Source organism: Xylella fastidiosa (genome assembly GCF_011801475.1).
GTDB lineage: Bacteria > Pseudomonadota > Gammaproteobacteria > Xanthomonadales > Xanthomonadaceae > Xylella > Xylella fastidiosa.
Genome location: NZ_CP044352.1, coordinates 1,985,950 through 2,001,925, shown reverse-complemented (window position 1 = coordinate 2,001,925; position 15,976 = coordinate 1,985,950). Strand labels below are relative to the sequence as shown.

The following is a 15,976-nucleotide window of genomic DNA, read 5'->3' as shown; positions in this document are numbered from 1 at the left end:
TCAAGAGCACTTACCAATTACAACAACATCAAAGCACAATCGGGTATAACGCGATACGGTTCGATTCTAGCGTAAGGTTGCACAATCCAATGATCCAATACCAATATGATACCCGTTCAATCGCACTTGCAAAGCGGCAAATTCAATTGCGCTACGTAGACGAATTTCCCAGCCAGACACATCACCTGATAGTACATTTGCCTGGAAACCAGCATCGGCAAGATCAGCACGCATTCGCTTAGCACCTTCACGGTTGCGATACTGACCTAAGATCACTTCATTCCCTAGCACATAATAGTCGCGAAAACCAGCCCCAACAATGCGTTTGGCGAGTGCTTGTGCTGAGGCATGATCGCTTGCTGACATGACTACTCGATAGTTGTTTGAATCGCCACTTTGGAGTGCACGAATCATTCCCTTGTCTACATCCTTCCCTAACGTGGCCAACACCGTGCGTGCATCAGCTTCACTGGTAAACGGGCCAACGTTATAACAGTAAGTGGAATCCTTATGTATGGGAGTATCCAAGGACTTTGGTTTTTCAACTTGGATCATCGGTAGCAACTCCAGTTGAGGAACGCCAACAGGCGATGACGCTGCCACGGGAACAGGCACCTTTGGTGCCGACTGGTTCCTCCACCAGAGTGCTACGCCAAAATTGAGGACAACCAAAACTAAAATGAGCGCACGCACAAGCATAGAGACGATTCTAAACGTTAGCCGCAACGGCAGCCCAGATCGCCAGGCCATCCAATACTAATTTAGGACGATGTACCACGTCGCCCAACCAAGGCAATAAAGATGCTACACCTCCACCATGCAACAATAATCGAACCGACTGGTCCAAACGTTGATGTGCCTCATACAGGCTACGTTCGATCAATGCCACCGCTGCACCATTGCACCCTGACACCAACGCATCCTCTGTATCTTCCGCAAACTCCAAGTAGTTCCCACCACTGAGGGGGAGTTGCTCGGCGCGTGCATGCAACGCTTGGCGCATCAATGTCGGTGAAGCACTGATACGCCCTCCGAGATGACAACCATTGGCAGCCAACAAATCAATAGTCAATGCTGTCCCCACACCCACTACCAGGACATTGCCCTCACCATACGAACCAAGCAACGCTAAGAACCTATCCACTCCAAAACGTTCCGGGTGAGCATAGGCAATTCGTACTCCAGCACATGCAGCGACGGTTGCTGCCACCTGGACTTTCTCGAAGTGGATTTTTAATACTTCGAGTACATGTGTAGTAATAGCCGGAGCAGCGACACTCGCCAAGTAAGCCACACGACCACGTGGTAGCTCCTGTAACGCAAACGCGTCCATGGTTTCTGTTAAGTACGGCAAAACCGTTACAGGACCAATCACACCCTCCCTGAGAGATGCACATTTAAAACGCGAATTACCTAGATCGAATAACCAATCATTCATATCGGTCTGACCGAAACTTGGCCAGTATGAAAAGGACGCAACACGCCGTTAATTTCTACCAAGAGTGCACCATCGGCGGCCAAACCACGCGCAATACCAACATATTTTAGATTAGCCTCTTCAATCCATACCGCACACCCAACAAGACAATCCAACTTGGCATAGCGCGGCAAAAACGGTGCCAAGCCCTCAAGTTGAAACAAATGTAGTGCAGGCAGCAATGCCGACAACAATAGTGCAACCAATGCATTACGCTCTACTGCACTGCCCGCAAGAGTCTCCAAATCGACCCAAGGCTGGTCAATCTGCTCAGCAAAATTTTTTGGCATCCGCACATTCAACCCTAATCCGATCACTGCACGTGCCACTCCCTGTCGTTCAACTAACACGCCGCCAAGCTTCCGACCATTATCAACGAGATCATTAGGCCATTTTAGTCGGACGTGGGAGAAGCCAGCGGCAATTAATGCTTCAGCAATTGCTACGCCAACCGCCACGCTCAACCCCATCACTTGTGACGCGCCGCCAGAAAAAACTCTTGACAATGACAAATAAATATTTGCTGCTAATGGAGAAATCCAGCTCCTACCACGCTGGCCGCGACCACCCGTCTGACGCTCTGCCAGCAATACTTCTACACCATCGGCCAACGCCGGACGTGCTAACAAGGAAGTATTTGTTGATTCAAGCGTCCAAGCCACATCCAACACACGAAGCTCGGCAGCAATAGAGTGGGATAACTCTGCACGGATACGCTCAGCAGTCAGTAAGGATAACGGTGCAGCTAAAGCATACCCCTGCTCTGCACGTGACTTGATAGGAATGCCGACGGCACGAAGTGCTTGAATACACGACGCAATTGTAGCCTCTGTCATTCCAGTCATGCTGGCCAAAACATTGCCAGAGACATAACTACACCCCAAGCAGGTCAGCAGTACACGCTCGTCCACATTAAATTTCCAACCACGGAATCACCATTATGCGAGATGCTGCCAAGGGTGCTCAAACAAAATTTGAAAACTACATCAAATTAGATATTTTTCGAAAATCCTGTTGATTCAACTTACAAATCCGGACAGCTATAAACGCTTAAACACTTTTAGCAACGACTCGGGAACACTGATTTACACAAAAGAAAATGGAGCGAGAAACGAGACTCGAACTTCTGCGTCCTATACGTCCGCGACGCAGGTTGGTGTCCTTATCAGAACTGATCGACATAAAGCATCATGATTGGGGCGTAGTGCTACAACACAAGAATCTGCTGTATGCAACGCGATTTGTGTAGTCTGTTACTAGTTACCGCATTTGTTAAAGACAAATGGTGAATTGTTAAGGTTATGCGACGTATGTTTCAACTAGAGGACGGATGATATAAACGCAACGCGTTTGCGTAGCATTCTTGTGCATGGACCGTATCACCCTGGGCTGCGTAGTTGTGGCCAAGTTCCTCCCAAGTTTCTGCGTTCGTCTCTTTGTCAATGGCACGGCGCAAAAACGTTTCCGCCTGACTATACTCCTGCTGCCGGAGTGCTAATCGTCCCAAAGTCAGTAATAAATTTGGGCTATCGGGGTGTAGCGTTAGCCAGTGTTCTGCGCGGTTTTGGCGTGTCTGATATTCCTTCAATGGTAAAAAGCCATATAGGCGTATCAAATTCTCGTCCCAGGATCTTTCTAGAGTTTGTTCCAGGCTCAGCATTGCTGCATTTTCCAAGTGCAGTACCGTTGCTCGGATAGCGTATGTGCCGACGATGTTTGGGTGCGTTTTTAGTGCCTGGGGCAACGCTTCCCAATGTTCAGTCAGAACGTTAGCGTCTTTAGCTTGACGTATCACATTCTCAATCGTCTCTTTTTCAAAGCGCACATACTCAGGATCTGAGAGTAATCTCTGTTCGCGCAACGTGCCGAGGTAGCTGTAGGCTTCGTCGGCACGTCCGATCTGTATCAGTGTGCGTGCGCGTATCAGTAAACCTCGTGGGGGTAGGCGGTGTGTTTCTAGAGCATCCAGGACATTAATCGCATCATTAGGGCGCTGTAGTGCCAGCAATCGTTCACTTTGCAGTAGTGCATGTGTAGTTGGATCTTGTTTGGCGAGTTTGTTTGTCAATACGTTGGCTGTATCAAAATCGCCGCGCATATCAGCCATGCGGATTGCTGTTGTTAGTGCGATTGCACTGACTTCTGTGTCTTCGCTGGCTGCTATCAATAACCGTTCGGCAAGTTGCCAATACCCATGATCGACATTGCGCAGGCCTTCGATTAAGTGTGTATGTCCTTGCTTGTATTTGTAGCGCTTCCAAATCCGGATCGGTAGTACCAGCAGTGATCGTAGCGACCACAGTAGCAGTACTATTATCAGTAGTAGGATTGTTGCTTGTGGCACTGTCGTGATGTAATCATTGCCTCCGATCCGGATCACTACATCACCCAAGTCGCGGTTTGGCTGCTGCAATAGCCATTGTGCGCTGAATATGCCCAGGATTAATAGGAAGAACCACAGGGCGAGGTTACGCAAAATATTCATTGGTGGTGACTTCCCAGGCGGATGCTTTGTAATTGCATAAGCGTGGTACCCAGTTCAGACATTGTGGGACGTAATTCCGCTTTAGCGAGTAAAGCGAGTTCTGCATGCCGTGCACGCCGCGCAGCTGAATCTGGCCACAGTCGTTGCATCAGTGCATCAATCCGATGTAATGCTGTGACGTAGCTGCTTGGGTCATTACGTTCGACTGCTGCGCGGACCAAGCTCAATTCAATCTGCAATGCGTCTTGTGCACTCTGGCGTTTAGACTCGGCGAGTAATACCGGGCTATGGGATGGAGTGATAAGCACCAGCGGGGACAGTACCTTATGCCACCATGGCTGTATATTGGTGGCCTTAGGATTACGGTTTTGGGGAAGTTGTTGTAATGCTTTGTCGAAACGTTCCAGTGCCGCATTGACTCGTTTTTGTGGGCTCTCGCCCAGAGTATCCAGTGCATTGCGTTCCTGCATCAATGTTTGGCGCAGATTGAGGTAACCTGGATCGTCGAGGCCTTCCAAGGTGGAGGCGGCTAGCGAATAAGCGTGGCGTGCTCCATCCACATCACTAGCGATTGTCAAAAGCTGTTGGCCCAAGCGTAGTAGGGTCTCGGTTTCATCCAGGCGTAATGCTTGAGTGCCATGTCGGTTCGGATCCGACAATCGCGCCACGGTCTGTTCCAACAGGGCACTGCGTTGGCTTAAGCCAAGTATTTCATCGCGCAACACGCGGTTGGTATCGTCCAAGTCGCGCAGACGTTTGTACGCAAAATCTTGCCCGCTACGTAGTATTTGAAGTGTCTGGTTCAGGCTTTGCCAGTGTTGTTGTTCTTCCAGTTTTGCTTGCTGTGCAGCATTGGACTGAGCCTGCCAGTATCGCCAGCCATACCAGCTCATCATCCCAAGCCCTGTCAGTGTTAGTAGCAGTAGCAGCCAGAGCCAGGGAATACGGCGCAGGGTAGGGGGCGAGGTCTCGTTCATTATTGGTGGCTTCCTTAGGGTACTTTGGCATTGCCGCAAGCTGGATGTCATTGTGCTGTTTTATCGGGTCGAAAAGCCGCTGCTGTTGCTGCTAACTGGCGCGGCAATGGTCCTGTGGCGCGATAAACGCTGATAAATCCTCGCGCGCATGCTAGATCTTCTAGCCGTTTGCTTGTTGCAATCACTGGACGCTGGTACAGGATCCTTCGCAGGTTATCCGGCCATTGTGGCAGTAAGAGTGCTAAAGCTTCGGCACTGCTCAGTGCAAGCAGGCTACGTGTGGCATTACGCTGGAGTGTATCCAATGTGGCTGTGCGCAGACGTAACGGTTGACGTTCGTAGACATCGGCACGATGTAACCGTATGCCATTTTCTAAAAGCTTCTGCTGGAGTAAATCACGTCCTCCTGGTGCGGTAATAAGTCCAACTTCGGTTGGGGGTTGCTGTGCCAGTAATGTGAGTAACCCTTCACTGTTCATTTGTGTTGGGTGCAACACGCGTGTAATACCGCACTGTTGTAGCACGCGTGCAGTGCTTGCGCCAACGCACAACCATACTTGTCCAGGTGAAGTGCGTAGCGTTTGCAGAGCATGTGCCGCACGTACTGCCTCTGGACTGGTGAAAACCAGGGTTGATGCCGTCAATGCTGATGCTAATGCAGAGCGTGTCTCTGGACTGTCTAGACGCTTTAATCGCCACGGGGATAGTGCGATTAATCCTCCTCCGTAACGCGCGACGGCACGGCGCAGTGCGGCGTGGTTGTTTGCCGGACGTAGTGACAACAAATACCATGGGGTGCGGGCTTGGTCTGGTCTTGTCATGGTGTGCATTATGGATCGGATATTCGTTGAATGGCGTTTGTCAATACCTAATGGAGTGAAGATGGCGTGCGAGGCTCGATTTAAATACCCATGGGTATGGTTGCTGCTAGCAGCCCTAGTCTTAGTTGACGATGTCATGGCCATGGATCGTGTGCAGAGACGGTCTTGGGAGGCGACTATAGATGCTTATGTTGTTGCAGTGCGTTGGAGCAACTTTGAGGACGTTGAGGAAATGCTTGATTCAGCTTACCGTCTTACCCATTCGCTGACTGATTTGGAGCGTGCACGCTACGCACAGATAAAGGTCTCTAGCTATCGTGAGTTGCGTAGCAGTCTGCAGGCAGATGGCATGGTGCTACGTGAGGTGGAGATCGGGGTGATTGGGCGCAATAGTCAAGCTGAGCGTACCGTCCGCTGTACTGAACGCTGGCGCTGGGACCCAGGGCGTAAACAATGGTGGCTTGTCTCTGGGTTGCCGGACTTATGGCAGGGGGAGTGAACTTACTTTGACTTCCCCTGATTGCCATTGAGTTATGCGACAATCCCCAGTTCACTTCTCCATTAATCCTGTAGATCCGTGAATTTTGAAGAGCTACAGGCCTTCGCTGGCCGCAACCCGATCCTTTCGCTGGCTTTCGTTGGTCTGACCATTGCGATTGTCGTTACAGAAACTGCACTTCTGTTTCGTCGTTATACCGCGTTGAAGCCGGCTGATCTGACTAGGCTGATCAATAGTGAGAATGCTTTAGTCGTAGATTTGTCGCCTAGCAGCGATTTCGAAAAAGGACATATTGCTGGTAGTCGCAGTGTGGTTGAGAGTAAGTTTGATCCTGAAAGTAATAAGCTGCTACTGAGTGCTAAACAATCCCCATTGGTTGTTGTGTGTCGTAATGGACATATTTCTGCTGCGGCAGCCAAGCGTCTTAAGAATGCTGGCTTTGAGAAAGTCTATTGGCTTGACGGTGGTATCGCTACTTGGAAAATGGCTGAAATGCCGCTCATCAAGGGACGTACCTGAATCCACGGACTTTATTGGCATGGAGTCATCCATCATCAGGTACATCACTCATGTGATACTCACAACGTGTTTGCTAATCCTCACATCTATTTACCCAAATCATCAAATCATTTCTGGAGTTAGAAATGTCCGACGAAATTACCAACGGCGCTGCTAAACCGACTGAAGCAATCTCTGGTCCTACCTTTACTATCGAGAAGATTTACATCAAGGATGTTTCTTTTGAGGCTCCGAATTCACCGGCAGTTTTCAATGAGGCTGGCCAACCGGAATTACAGCTGAATCTGAACCAAAGAGTCCAACGTCTAAATGAAAACGCCTTCGAACTGGTGTTACATGTGACTTTAACCTGTACTGCTGCAGGAAAAACCGCTTATGTAGTTGAAGTACAGCAGGCTGGTGTGTTTGGCTTATTTGGGTTGGATCAACATGCAATCGGTGTGTTACTTGGCACCCAATGTCCGAACATTCTGTTCCCTTATGTACGTTCATTGGTGAGCGATCTTATCCAGATAGGTGGTTTCCCACCATTTTATTTGCAACCAATTAATTTCGACGCGCTGTACGCTGAAACCCTCCGCCAACGTGCTCAAAATGAAAAGGAAGGTTCGCAGATCAGTTCCCAGCCAGCTGGTAACGCTTAGTTTTGGTGAATGTTACAAGGATGATCGATTCTAAGCAGAAAATTGCCGTTCTTGGTGCCGGCTCTTGGGGAACTGCTCTTGCGGCATTGGTTGCGAGGCATGACTATCCGACCATATTGTGGGGTCGTGATGTGCGAGTGATACAGAGCATTGATATCCAGCACCAGAACTTCCGTTATTTACCTAGCATTATGCTTCCTCAGACGCTGCGTGCCACTACCGATTTGGCTGCAGCGGTCTCAGGTGCCGACTGGGTTTTGGTGGCGGTTCCCTCTTACGCCTTCACTGAAACTCTATGTCGATTGGCTCCATTGCTGTCAATCGGCGTTGGTGTTGCTTGGGCAACCAAAGGATTTGAACCGGGGTCTGGTCGTTTCCTACACGAGGTGGCTCGTGAAATCCTGGGAGGTGATGCACCATTGGCAGTGGTGACGGGTCCTTCTTTTGCTAAAGAAGTGACTCTGGGCCTGCCTACAGCGGTCACCGTACATGGTGAAGATGCGTGTTTTACTCAGATGGTGGCCAATGCGATGCATGGCCCGATGTTCCGTGCCTATACCGGCAACGACGTGATTGGTGCTGAGCTTGGTGGGGCAATGAAGAACGTACTGGCAGTGGCTATTGGCGTGGCTGATGGCATGCAGTTAGGCATGAACGCGCGTGCTGGTTTAATTACTCGTGGACTGAATGAAATGTTACGTTTGTCTGCGGTTATCGGTGCTCGGCCGGAAACGCTAATGGGGTTGGCTGGTCTCGGTGATCTAGTATTGACTTGTACTGGTGACTTGTCGCGTAATCGTCGCCTAGGCTTTGCTCTGGGGCGAGGACAGAGTTTGTCGGATGCAATACGTGAGATTGGTCAAGTCGTTGAGTCTGTACAAACTTCCGACGAGGTAATGCGCCATGCTGAACAGAATGGTGTCGAGTTGCCGATTTCCGAAGCTGTGCGTGCTGTTCTACGTGAAGAGATAACTCCATATGCTGGGATGAAAGTCTTGCTTGCACGAGAGCAAAAGCCTGAATATCTTGATATTCTGTTTAAGGCAAACTGTTCTTTATAAGATCTGGTCACTCTAGCTTTAAGCGGCGGATCATGAACCTACACAGCCCGCCTATGGCACAAAAGCCCGATCCATCGGATGGATCGGGCTGTGATATGTGCGAAGACAAGTAGTAGAAATGTACTTACTGATTAAGTTAATAATCAGGTTACCAGGTGAAGCGTGGGCCAATTGACCACTCTTTGGCACCTTGCTTGCCAAGCTTCATTTCTCCGTTCAGTGCCCAATGCCCATCAAAATTTACTTGTCCGCCAAGGAGACCATAGACCTGGCTGTCTCGTTTCACGCTGTCCTTTTTAAAGAATCTCTCATAACCAGCTAGTGTATATACTAATGCATGATCACCAAACGCAGTGTTCAAGCCTACTTCGGGATTGATGCCATTAGAATTCGGGTTTGAGCCGCTGAGATTGATCCTTTTATAGGCGATACGGGCTAAGAGATCACTGTGATCAGCGATGGAATAGTTATAGCCCAAACCCAAGCGCCATTGCTGTTGTTTCAGATCAATGCTACGGAACTTTTGTTTATTGTAGTCACCGAACACGCTCCAATTTGGTTGAAAGGCGAAGGAGCCTTTTAAGGCCCAACCCTTGGCATTTTGATCGGCTTTCGTCCTTACGTAGTCACTCCCGACATAGTTGTAAGACAAACCTTGAGCAGCCGAAGCGACGAACGGAATAGCTGAAAGAAGGCTGAGAGCCAAGAGGGAAGTCTTCATATTGATTACCTGTAATTTAAAAGGTGATGTAGCGAACTAAACTCTTATTTTAACGCCAGCGCCTAAGTGTGATATTTTCTATATAACAGAACGATCACTGAATGCAAGAACGCAAATCCTATAAGTTGAAAATAATTAAGTCAAGTTTTTGATCTCAATGAGATCAAAATTAGATTGGTTGTGATGTGTTGTATACTTTACATACAATTTACTACATCTCAAAATATTAATAATTAAATATTAATGGTACTGTCGACTTGACAGCTAATCGCCATTGTTTTAGAGCGCTGAATTACTTAGAAAGTGAACCTATTTTTCAGATTGTAAGATCCTGTCCAGTAGATATGGAAAATCAAAGGAATCAATCTGGAAGTTTTCTTGTTATCTGTGAGGGGTAACTTATTTCGACTGCATTCTTCCTAGAAACTCTCTACAGCGAAAGTTACCTATTCTTAGTTGCACAAAATAATTACCGTGAAATACAAGTTTTCTAAATAAGAATCGGAATTATCTCAGAAAAAATTATGATCAAAATAATCAGTAATTTCCGCTGTGCCATTAATGCAATAAACGATTTTTTTACAAAATTTATGTTGTGCTTGGAGTTTTGCAACTGAAAAGAAGAACATCCTATTCTGCTGTATCAAAATCATTTCGAGGAATGCGAAGTGATCAGGTAAATCGTATGAAGAATGGTCTGAAGATAAAGATAATGAGGTGCTTGGTTGCTATGAAGTACGTGTATGCTGCGTTTCGAGTGATTGAAATAGATCACATGCTGAGTGCTTCATCAGTCTTGCGCTGTCACTTCTCACTGCGTACTTGCATGTAGAGAAGCGTTCCCTATTGGTTGCTCTGCATTCGTTGTGTCTCGTCTCCACGGCTTAAAGTAAACATATCATTAATTTTAGCTTGATGGACAGATTCGTTTGAACTGATAACAAGACCCGTATGATCTGGAAAATAGGGATGGCAAAGAAGCTCCCTCACCCGATTCCTTATCAAGGTAGCAAGCGAATGCTCGCGCCAATGATCTATCCATTGCTCCCTTCAGATGTCGTCTCGTTTTATGAACCTTTTGCGGGATCAGCGGCAATGATCTTGTTTGTGGCGCATCATGCTTGAGCCCATCGTTGATCCTTGGGCTTCAATTATTGAGCAGACTTCTAAAAGTGTAAAAAGGTATTCGCAGGTTTGGCATGGGCAAACGACTGCTTCAACGGACTATTTCAACTTCAACCGTGTTCGCGAACGTTATAACAATGAGAATGATCCGGTTGATTGGTTGTATTTGGTTTGTCGCTGTGTCAAGAACGCAGTGCGTTTCAATGTAGGAGGGCCGTTTACCCAATCGCACGACAAGCGGCGCCTGGGAATGGCGCCAGATAAAATGGCTTTAGCAGTCGAGGGAGTATAGGCTCTGCTTCGCGGTAAGACGAAGTTTCGGAAAGGAGGTCGGTTAGAAATCACTTCCAATGCGATAGCACGTGATTTCGTTTATATGGACCCACCTTACATGGGTACAAGCATCGGATGCGATAAGTGCTATCACCAGTAGCTTATGCCTGATGATCTAGTCGCTGGTCTCGAACCGATGAATGCGAGAGATATACGTTTTGCGTTCTCTTACGATGGAATGATTGGCAAAAAAGAGTATCGACCAGAACTTCCGGCGACCTTGGGAATGACTCGATTGTTCCTACATGCAGGTAGGTCAAGTTAAGCCACGCTTCAGGGGAAAGTGGAAAAAACCATTGAAAGCCTTTACCTGACAATAAAGTGTTTTGATCGTCAGAAAGATCTGTATCAAGTCCTGGGTGTAGCTTTCTAGCTTGTATTTGCTGATCTCTGTAGATGCGAAGGTCTATTCTAGTTTTGCTGCGCATGGGGCTCATACTGAGAATACATAAATTAGCCTGTCCAGATTGACACGGAGGGCGTATGCCTAAGAGAGTTGCTGAAGGTTTATTGCTTACTGCTGAAGCGGTGCTGGCGCAACTAGGTGCATTTATGTGCAGGTGGCATTAATCATGCCACCTGCACATATAGGTAGGTATTTTCTGCGGCAGAGTATCGTACCCCCGTCAAGGTATCGGCGCGGCCAGGTAAAGGTGCCTTACAGAGCTGCTATAACCACCTTTCTGCTTTGAAGCGCTGCATTTCAAGATATTGAGGCTAGATTGCACTTCTTTGACAATCTAATGAGTGATTTTGAGTTACGACGGGCGTTATAGTCTTTGAAGACGCAGATTCTAAATTTTTATTATTTAAACCGGTCGCTTGAAATCATCATGTAGGCTTTGAAAGTGAATTCTTTGAGGCTTTCGGCTTATCAAGCTTCTTCATCGCTTTATCCACGTTTTTCAGCCGTTTTTGCACTCCTTTGACGTCCTCTTCTAGCGCAAGATGCTCTGGCCCTGCGCCGCTGTTTTCAATCATCATGCGTCGAACCTCTGTACCGACCTGTTGGGCAGTGCTTGAGAGTGGTTGTAGTCCTTATCACATCCTTATTTCTGATGCGGGCCGCTGTTTGTGTCACGCGGAATAGGTTACCTGCCAGCTCTTCTAAGCCCATGAAGTCGTACAGCGTCTTGCCGTTCGGTAGGCGTTTATAGTGCTGCAACTCCCGTAGGCTCATGTTATACATGCCGCGGAAGCCAGCATCCTTGAAGATTCCAAACTCGGCATTTTGTAGTCCGCCATCTTTCGCCGCGCTAGTCATTGCCTTCTCGCCGAACTTAAGATCTTCGCGGGTTTCGAGACGTGCCAAGTCTTCCGACTGAATGCGTTGTTCAATTAGCGTGTTAGCGATGGCAGCAAGAATTGTCTTCGCCCGAGCCACTTCAGGTTTTTTTGAGTCTGCGGTCATGGACACAAGAAGACATGCGAAGCGGCTCAACTGATACGTCTTGATTGCTTTGCCATCTTGCACGATTTCCTCACGAACGAAAGCTTCCGTTGGGTCAAGCCCTAACCGACTACACGCCCCCATCGCCTTGGTGATGACGTTTTAGAATGCTTGCCATGATTCGTAGCCCAACCATTGCATGAGTTGGTGGGCGTACCAAAAACGGGTTTCGCCTTCTTGGCCACCTTTTTCAAATATTTCGATGGAAAGATTGCTCATTTGAAGTCTCGTGATGTGCTGTCTACTCTCTATGAATAGGGGATTACGGCAAGTCAGAAGATGCGGCGTATCAAAATGAGAAAGGCCGCCTCAATAGACGGCCTTCTCGCAATACGCCCACTACATCGGACGTAGCAGGCTTTGGAACAATGTATTTTGAGAATGGCTTAGCCAAAGCCACTACCTATTGGATAACTGGCGGAGAGAGGGGGATTCGAACCCCCGAAGCGCGGTTTAGACGCTTACACACTTTCCAGGCGTGCTCCTTCAACCACTCGGACACCTCTCCTAAATTTTTACCAAGTTGTTACTTGGATAAAGGCGGAGGAATCTTAGCGCCGCTTAGCATTCTTCACAAGTTTAATTACGCTATATATGGGGTCCCTGCATCTGAGCATGGCACAATGGCAAACCACATGAAGATGATCGCCTAATGTCCTATCTTGTTCTTGCTCGCAAATGGCGCCCCAAGCGGTTTGCTGAGCTGGTGGGTCAAGAGCATGTGGTCCGTGCGCTGAGTAATGCATTGGAAAGTGGCCGTCTCCATCACGCCTTTCTGTTTACTGGCACCCGTGGTGTAGGCAAAACGACGATTGCGCGTATCTTCGCTAAATCATTGAACTGCGAGCAGGGTACCAGTGCCGATCCATGTGGCCGGTGTACAGCCTGCTTGGATATTGATGTTGGTCGCTATATTGACTTGCTGGAGATCGACGCTGCCTCCAATACCGGTGTGGATGATGTGCGCGAGATGATAGAAAACGCGCAATACATGCCCTCCAGAGGCAAGTTTAAGGTCTACCTGATTGATGAAGTGCATATGCTCTCTAAAGCAGCGTTTAACGCGCTGCTGAAGACGCTAGAGGAGCCACCGCCACACGTAAAATTTCTTCTGGCAACGACTGATCCTCAGAAATTGCCGGTGACTGTGTTGTCTCGCTGCTTGCAGTTTAACTTGAAGCGCTTGGATGAGGAACAGATCCAGCGTCAAATCGCTAAGATCCTCACTGCTGAGCAAATCACAGCCGACGATACGGCGATCATAGAGCTTTCTAAGGCTGCTGACGGTTCATTACGCGATGGTTTGTCTTTGCTGGACCAGGCCATTGCTTATGCTGGAGGGACGTTACGCGAGGGCGCAGTACGTGACATGCTCGGTACGGTTGATCGTACTCAGGTTGAGGTGATGTTGGCTGCATTAATCGCAGGTGACGGTGATCGACTATTGCGGGTGATAGCAACCTTGGCTGAGTTTTCGCCGGACTGGGGCGGGGTGTTGGAGGCCCTGGCTGAAGCTTTGCACAGGATTCAGGTACAGCAACTAGTGCCTTCGGTGGTGTTTGCAGGTGATGGATTAAATGTTGCCTTATTGGCCGAACAAACACAGCCGGAGGTTGTGCAACTTTGGTACCAGATGGCAATCAATGGACGTCACGACTTACATTTGGCACCGAGTCCACGTGTAGGATTTGAGATGGCAGTGCTGCGGATGCTCGCTTTCCGACCTGTTCCTGTGGTTGTACCGGGTATGGTTTCGACTGAGGGGCAGGGGCAGAGTGTTAATGCCCCACTAATGGCGTCTGTTGGTAGGAATGCACATGGGGCTAATGGATATACGATGTCCCAATCCCGTTCTGATCTCCAGAAAGTCCGAGTTGGTTCTTTGGATGGGAAGATCACTGATGTTGGGCAATGGCTTGCGTTGGTCGAGCGCATTGAGTTAAGTGGTCCTTCTAAGCAATTAGCTGCTCATGCCGCTTTTGTCTCTCATGAGAACAACGTCCTGTCTTTAGCCTTAGCCCCTGAGTTTGAATATCTACAGTCGACACGTTCTGTGGCCGATTTGACCCAGGGGTTGACCCGGTTGCTGGGTCAGGCCCCCGAAGTGAAGATTGAGGCCAGAAACATTCAAGTTGAAACTCTTCATGAGCGCACCTATCGTCAGAAGAGTGAGCGCCAACAGTTGGCCGAAGAAGCCTTCATGAGCGATCATGTAGTGCAGCATCTGATCTATCAGCAGGCTGCCAAAGTTGTTACCGATTCCATACGCCCTTACGATGAGTAATGAATGATGCGAGGCAATATTGCCCAATTGATGCAGCAAGCACAGAAGATGCAGGAGAATCTGCAGCGTGCCCAAGAAGAATTAGCCAAGTTGGAGGTCACTGGTAGCGCAGGTGGTAGCATGGTGAGCGTGATCCTCAGCGGTACCAAAGAGTGTCGCAAAGTACGTATTGACCCCAGCATATTGAACGATCAGGAAATGATTGAAGATTTGATCGCGGCGGCCTTTAATGATGCCTCCAACAAGGTAGATGCTGAATCTAAGGAAAGGATGGGATCAGCCACTCTGGGTATGTCGCTTCCGCCCGGTTTTAAGTTACCGTTCTAAGCGTATTTGGAAGGGTGTGGGGCTGATGCTTTGTGTAGGAAGGCATCAGCGTGGTTTGCGATGTTTTATTGCAAACCATTCTTGTCGTTTTTGTATCCTTTATCCGCCTGTCGTCATTAACAGAGTTTCAGAGTTTACCCGCTTGATTGCTGGCTTCTTGGGCACGTCTCGGGCTTGGGATCGTAGGCATGTTATGAGTACACATTTGCTTGAGCAATTAATTGACGCCTTCCGTATCTTGCCAGGTGTCGGTCAGAAGACCGCGCAGCGTATGGCCTACCATATGCTTGAGCGCGAGCGTGAAGGTGGACAGCGCTTGGCTGATGTGCTGAGCCGTGCGATTGAGAAAATTGGTCATTGTACGGAGTGTCGTGACTTCAGTGAGACCCAAATCTGTGCGATCTGTGCTAACTCCAGCCGTGACCGTCATCAGTTGTGCGTGGTCGAGTCCCCCCCTGATCGGCTGGCGATTGAGCAAGCCACTGGCTATCGTGGACTATATTTTATTTTGCAGGGGCGCTTGTCCCCGCTGGATGGGATCGGCCCTCATGAACTTGGGTTGGACCATTTAGGACAACGTCTTGCTGCAGGTGAGGTGACGGAGCTTATCATTGCGACTAATGCGACGGTGGAAGGTGAGACGACAGCGCACTACTTAGCGCTCCTGGCGCGCCAACACGGTATACGCCCCAGCCGACTGGCACAAGGTTTGCCCTTGGGTGGGGAGCTGGAATACTTAGACCGCGGCACTCTTTCGCACGCGTTCGGCACCCGTACTGAAGTGGTCTGAACCACATCAAAGTACCCTAAGGCCTTAAGCTTGGTGTATTGCTATTTCTGTGAGTGTCTGTATGTCTATGTCTGAAGAGACTATCTTCGCTAAAATTATCCGTCGTGAAGTTCCGGCTACGATTGTCTATGAAGATGAGGAAGTGCTGGGTTTCAAGGACATCATGCCGCGAGCACCGGTGCATGTATTGTTTATTCCCAAACGACAGATCATCCCAACTTTGGATGACTTGCACCCAGAGCAAGGCCCATTGATTGGCAAGCTAGTATTGGCCGCAGCAGAATACGCCAGAAGTGAGGGCTTTGCGCAGGATGGCTACCGTATTGTCATGAATTGTCGGGAGCATGGTGGGCAGACAGTCTTTCACCTCCACCTTCACTTACTTGCTGGCGCGCCATTGGGAACGTCGTGGTAATGCTTGAAACATGCGCCGCCTTGGTGGTCAGCGGCGCGTATCTTGCTC

General features: G+C 48.7%; 19 protein-coding genes and 1 tRNA gene. 10 read left to right on the top strand and 10 right to left on the bottom strand.

Features of this window, described 5'->3' with window-relative positions:
- Positions 1–66: 66 nt before the first annotated feature.
- From F7G16_RS09145 to F7G16_RS09120, 6 genes are all read right to left on the bottom strand, one after another.
- Positions 67–555 carry an SPOR domain-containing protein gene (locus tag F7G16_RS09145; RefSeq protein WP_225621658.1) on the bottom strand — a complete coding sequence of 163 codons (489 nt, stop codon included), beginning with the start codon at positions 553–555 and terminating at the stop codon, positions 67–69.
- 154 nt (positions 556–709) lie between these two features.
- Positions 710–1,438 (bottom strand): type III pantothenate kinase, encoded by a 729-nt coding sequence (locus F7G16_RS09140; protein WP_004089400.1) that lies wholly within the window; start codon positions 1,436–1,438, stop codon positions 710–712.
- Positions 1,435–2,388 (bottom strand): bifunctional biotin--[acetyl-CoA-carboxylase] ligase/biotin operon repressor BirA, encoded by a 954-nt coding sequence (birA, locus tag F7G16_RS09135; RefSeq protein ID WP_011097921.1) that lies wholly within the window; start codon positions 2,386–2,388, stop codon positions 1,435–1,437. The genes F7G16_RS09140 and birA overlap by 4 nt, the downstream gene beginning before the upstream one ends.
- Before the next feature lie 404 nt (positions 2,389–2,792).
- Entirely contained in the window at positions 2,793–3,962 is a 1,170-nt protein-coding gene (locus tag F7G16_RS09130) for a heme biosynthesis protein HemY (RefSeq protein WP_004089406.1), read from the bottom strand.
- On the bottom strand, positions 3,959–4,939 hold the full coding sequence (locus F7G16_RS09125) for a uroporphyrinogen-III C-methyltransferase (protein ID WP_004089407.1): 981 nt from the start codon (positions 4,937–4,939) through the stop codon (positions 3,959–3,961). The genes F7G16_RS09130 and F7G16_RS09125 overlap by 4 nt, the downstream gene beginning before the upstream one ends.
- Before the next feature lie 47 nt (positions 4,940–4,986).
- Positions 4,987–5,760: a uroporphyrinogen-III synthase gene (locus tag F7G16_RS09120; RefSeq protein ID WP_004089411.1), complete on the bottom strand. Its 774-nt coding sequence runs from the start codon at positions 5,758–5,760 to the stop codon at positions 4,987–4,989.
- Positions 5,761–5,821: 61 nt separating this feature from the next.
- On the opposite strand from F7G16_RS09120, the gene F7G16_RS09115 reads away from it, so the two are divergent.
- From F7G16_RS09115 to F7G16_RS09100, 4 genes are all read left to right on the top strand, one after another.
- Positions 5,822–6,259: a hypothetical protein gene (locus tag F7G16_RS09115; RefSeq protein WP_011097919.1), complete on the top strand. Its 438-nt coding sequence runs from the start codon at positions 5,822–5,824 to the stop codon at positions 6,257–6,259.
- A gap of 78 nt (positions 6,260–6,337) precedes the next feature.
- Positions 6,338–6,778 (top strand): rhodanese-like domain-containing protein, encoded by a 441-nt coding sequence (locus tag F7G16_RS09110; protein WP_004084894.1) that lies wholly within the window; start codon positions 6,338–6,340, stop codon positions 6,776–6,778.
- Between the two features lie 125 nt (positions 6,779–6,903).
- Positions 6,904–7,422, top strand: a complete 519-nt coding sequence (gene secB / locus F7G16_RS09105; protein WP_004084893.1) for a protein-export chaperone SecB — start codon at positions 6,904–6,906, stop codon at positions 7,420–7,422.
- Between the two features lie 20 nt (positions 7,423–7,442).
- The gene (locus F7G16_RS09100; RefSeq protein WP_004572788.1) at positions 7,443–8,483 is read left to right on the top strand and encodes an NAD(P)H-dependent glycerol-3-phosphate dehydrogenase; all 1,041 of its coding nucleotides are present in this window, start codon (positions 7,443–7,445) and stop codon (positions 8,481–8,483) included.
- A 148-nt stretch (positions 8,484–8,631) separates the two neighbouring features.
- On the opposite strand, the gene F7G16_RS09095 is transcribed toward F7G16_RS09100, so the two are convergent.
- Entirely contained in the window at positions 8,632–9,204 is a 573-nt protein-coding gene (locus tag F7G16_RS09095) for an OmpO family porin (RefSeq protein ID WP_004572789.1), read from the bottom strand.
- A gap of 951 nt (positions 9,205–10,155) precedes the next feature.
- On the opposite strand from F7G16_RS09095, the gene F7G16_RS12675 reads away from it, so the two are divergent.
- Positions 10,156–10,329, top strand: a complete 174-nt coding sequence (locus tag F7G16_RS12675) for a DNA adenine methylase (RefSeq protein WP_306308839.1) — start codon at positions 10,156–10,158, stop codon at positions 10,327–10,329.
- Positions 10,322–10,621 carry a DNA adenine methylase gene (locus tag F7G16_RS09090; protein WP_004572790.1) on the top strand — a complete coding sequence of 100 codons (300 nt, stop codon included), beginning with the start codon at positions 10,322–10,324 and terminating at the stop codon, positions 10,619–10,621. The genes F7G16_RS12675 and F7G16_RS09090 overlap by 8 nt, the downstream gene beginning before the upstream one ends.
- A gap of 872 nt (positions 10,622–11,493) precedes the next feature.
- Here F7G16_RS09090 and F7G16_RS09085 read toward each other — a convergent pair.
- From F7G16_RS09085 to F7G16_RS09075, 3 genes are all read right to left on the bottom strand, one after another.
- Positions 11,494–11,646, bottom strand: a complete 153-nt coding sequence (locus F7G16_RS09085) for a hypothetical protein (protein ID WP_012382609.1) — start codon at positions 11,644–11,646, stop codon at positions 11,494–11,496.
- A complete protein-coding gene (locus tag F7G16_RS09080; RefSeq protein ID WP_228446137.1) occupies positions 11,636–12,136 on the bottom strand; it encodes a DNA replication protein DnaD in 501 nt (166 codons plus the stop codon). Before F7G16_RS09080 ends, F7G16_RS09085 begins: the two co-directional genes overlap by 11 nt.
- Before the next feature lie 391 nt (positions 12,137–12,527).
- Positions 12,528–12,620 (bottom strand) — tRNA-Ser (locus F7G16_RS09075).
- A 144-nt stretch (positions 12,621–12,764) separates the two neighbouring features.
- Between F7G16_RS09075 and dnaX the strand changes: the two genes are divergently transcribed.
- The 4 genes from dnaX to F7G16_RS09055 all read left to right on the top strand — a co-directional run bounded on the left by dnaX (position 12,765) and on the right by F7G16_RS09055 (position 15,928).
- Positions 12,765–14,396: a DNA polymerase III subunit gamma/tau gene (dnaX, locus tag F7G16_RS09070; RefSeq protein WP_004572793.1), complete on the top strand. Its 1,632-nt coding sequence runs from the start codon at positions 12,765–12,767 to the stop codon at positions 14,394–14,396.
- A 6-nt stretch (positions 14,397–14,402) separates the two neighbouring features.
- On the top strand, positions 14,403–14,723 hold the full coding sequence (locus F7G16_RS09065; RefSeq protein ID WP_004572794.1) for a YbaB/EbfC family nucleoid-associated protein: 321 nt from the start codon (positions 14,403–14,405) through the stop codon (positions 14,721–14,723).
- Positions 14,724–14,916: 193 nt separating this feature from the next.
- The gene (gene recR, locus F7G16_RS09060; RefSeq protein WP_038231933.1) at positions 14,917–15,513 is read left to right on the top strand and encodes a recombination mediator RecR; all 597 of its coding nucleotides are present in this window, start codon (positions 14,917–14,919) and stop codon (positions 15,511–15,513) included.
- A gap of 67 nt (positions 15,514–15,580) precedes the next feature.
- The gene (locus tag F7G16_RS09055; RefSeq protein ID WP_038231935.1) at positions 15,581–15,928 is read left to right on the top strand and encodes a histidine triad nucleotide-binding protein; all 348 of its coding nucleotides are present in this window, start codon (positions 15,581–15,583) and stop codon (positions 15,926–15,928) included.
- The last annotated feature ends 48 nt before the right edge of the window (positions 15,929–15,976 follow it).

What these genes read in the sequence shown, in the direction of transcription:
- F7G16_RS09145 (WP_225621658.1), bottom strand. Translation starts at nt 555, where the DNA reads ATGATCCAAGTTGAAAAACCAAAGTCCTTGGATACTCCCATACATAAG.
- F7G16_RS09140 (WP_004089400.1), bottom strand. Translation starts at nt 1,438, where the DNA reads ATGAATGATTGGTTATTCGATCTAGGTAATTCGCGTTTTAAATGTGCA.
- F7G16_RS09130 (WP_004089406.1), bottom strand. Translation starts at nt 3,962, where the DNA reads ATGAATATTTTGCGTAACCTCGCCCTGTGGTTCTTCCTATTAATCCTG.
- F7G16_RS09125 (WP_004089407.1), bottom strand. Translation starts at nt 4,939, where the DNA reads ATGAACGAGACCTCGCCCCCTACCCTGCGCCGTATTCCCTGGCTCTGG.
- F7G16_RS09120 (WP_004089411.1), bottom strand. Translation starts at nt 5,760, where the DNA reads ATGACAAGACCAGACCAAGCCCGCACCCCATGGTATTTGTTGTCACTA.
- F7G16_RS09115 (WP_011097919.1), top strand. Translation starts at nt 5,822, where the DNA reads ATGGCGTGCGAGGCTCGATTTAAATACCCATGGGTATGGTTGCTGCTA.
- secB (WP_004084893.1), top strand. Translation starts at nt 6,904, where the DNA reads ATGTCCGACGAAATTACCAACGGCGCTGCTAAACCGACTGAAGCAATC.
- F7G16_RS09100 (WP_004572788.1), top strand. Translation starts at nt 7,443, where the DNA reads ATGATCGATTCTAAGCAGAAAATTGCCGTTCTTGGTGCCGGCTCTTGG.
- F7G16_RS09095 (WP_004572789.1), bottom strand. Translation starts at nt 9,204, where the DNA reads ATGAAGACTTCCCTCTTGGCTCTCAGCCTTCTTTCAGCTATTCCGTTC.
- F7G16_RS12675 (WP_306308839.1), top strand. Translation starts at nt 10,156, where the DNA reads ATGATCTGGAAAATAGGGATGGCAAAGAAGCTCCCTCACCCGATTCCT.
- F7G16_RS09090 (WP_004572790.1), top strand. Translation starts at nt 10,322, where the DNA reads ATGCTTGAGCCCATCGTTGATCCTTGGGCTTCAATTATTGAGCAGACT.
- F7G16_RS09085 (WP_012382609.1), bottom strand. Translation starts at nt 11,646, where the DNA reads ATGATGATTGAAAACAGCGGCGCAGGGCCAGAGCATCTTGCGCTAGAA.
- dnaX (WP_004572793.1), top strand. Translation starts at nt 12,765, where the DNA reads ATGTCCTATCTTGTTCTTGCTCGCAAATGGCGCCCCAAGCGGTTTGCT.
- F7G16_RS09065 (WP_004572794.1), top strand. Translation starts at nt 14,403, where the DNA reads ATGCGAGGCAATATTGCCCAATTGATGCAGCAAGCACAGAAGATGCAG.
- recR (WP_038231933.1), top strand. Translation starts at nt 14,917, where the DNA reads ATGAGTACACATTTGCTTGAGCAATTAATTGACGCCTTCCGTATCTTG.
- F7G16_RS09055 (WP_038231935.1), top strand. Translation starts at nt 15,581, where the DNA reads ATGTCTGAAGAGACTATCTTCGCTAAAATTATCCGTCGTGAAGTTCCG.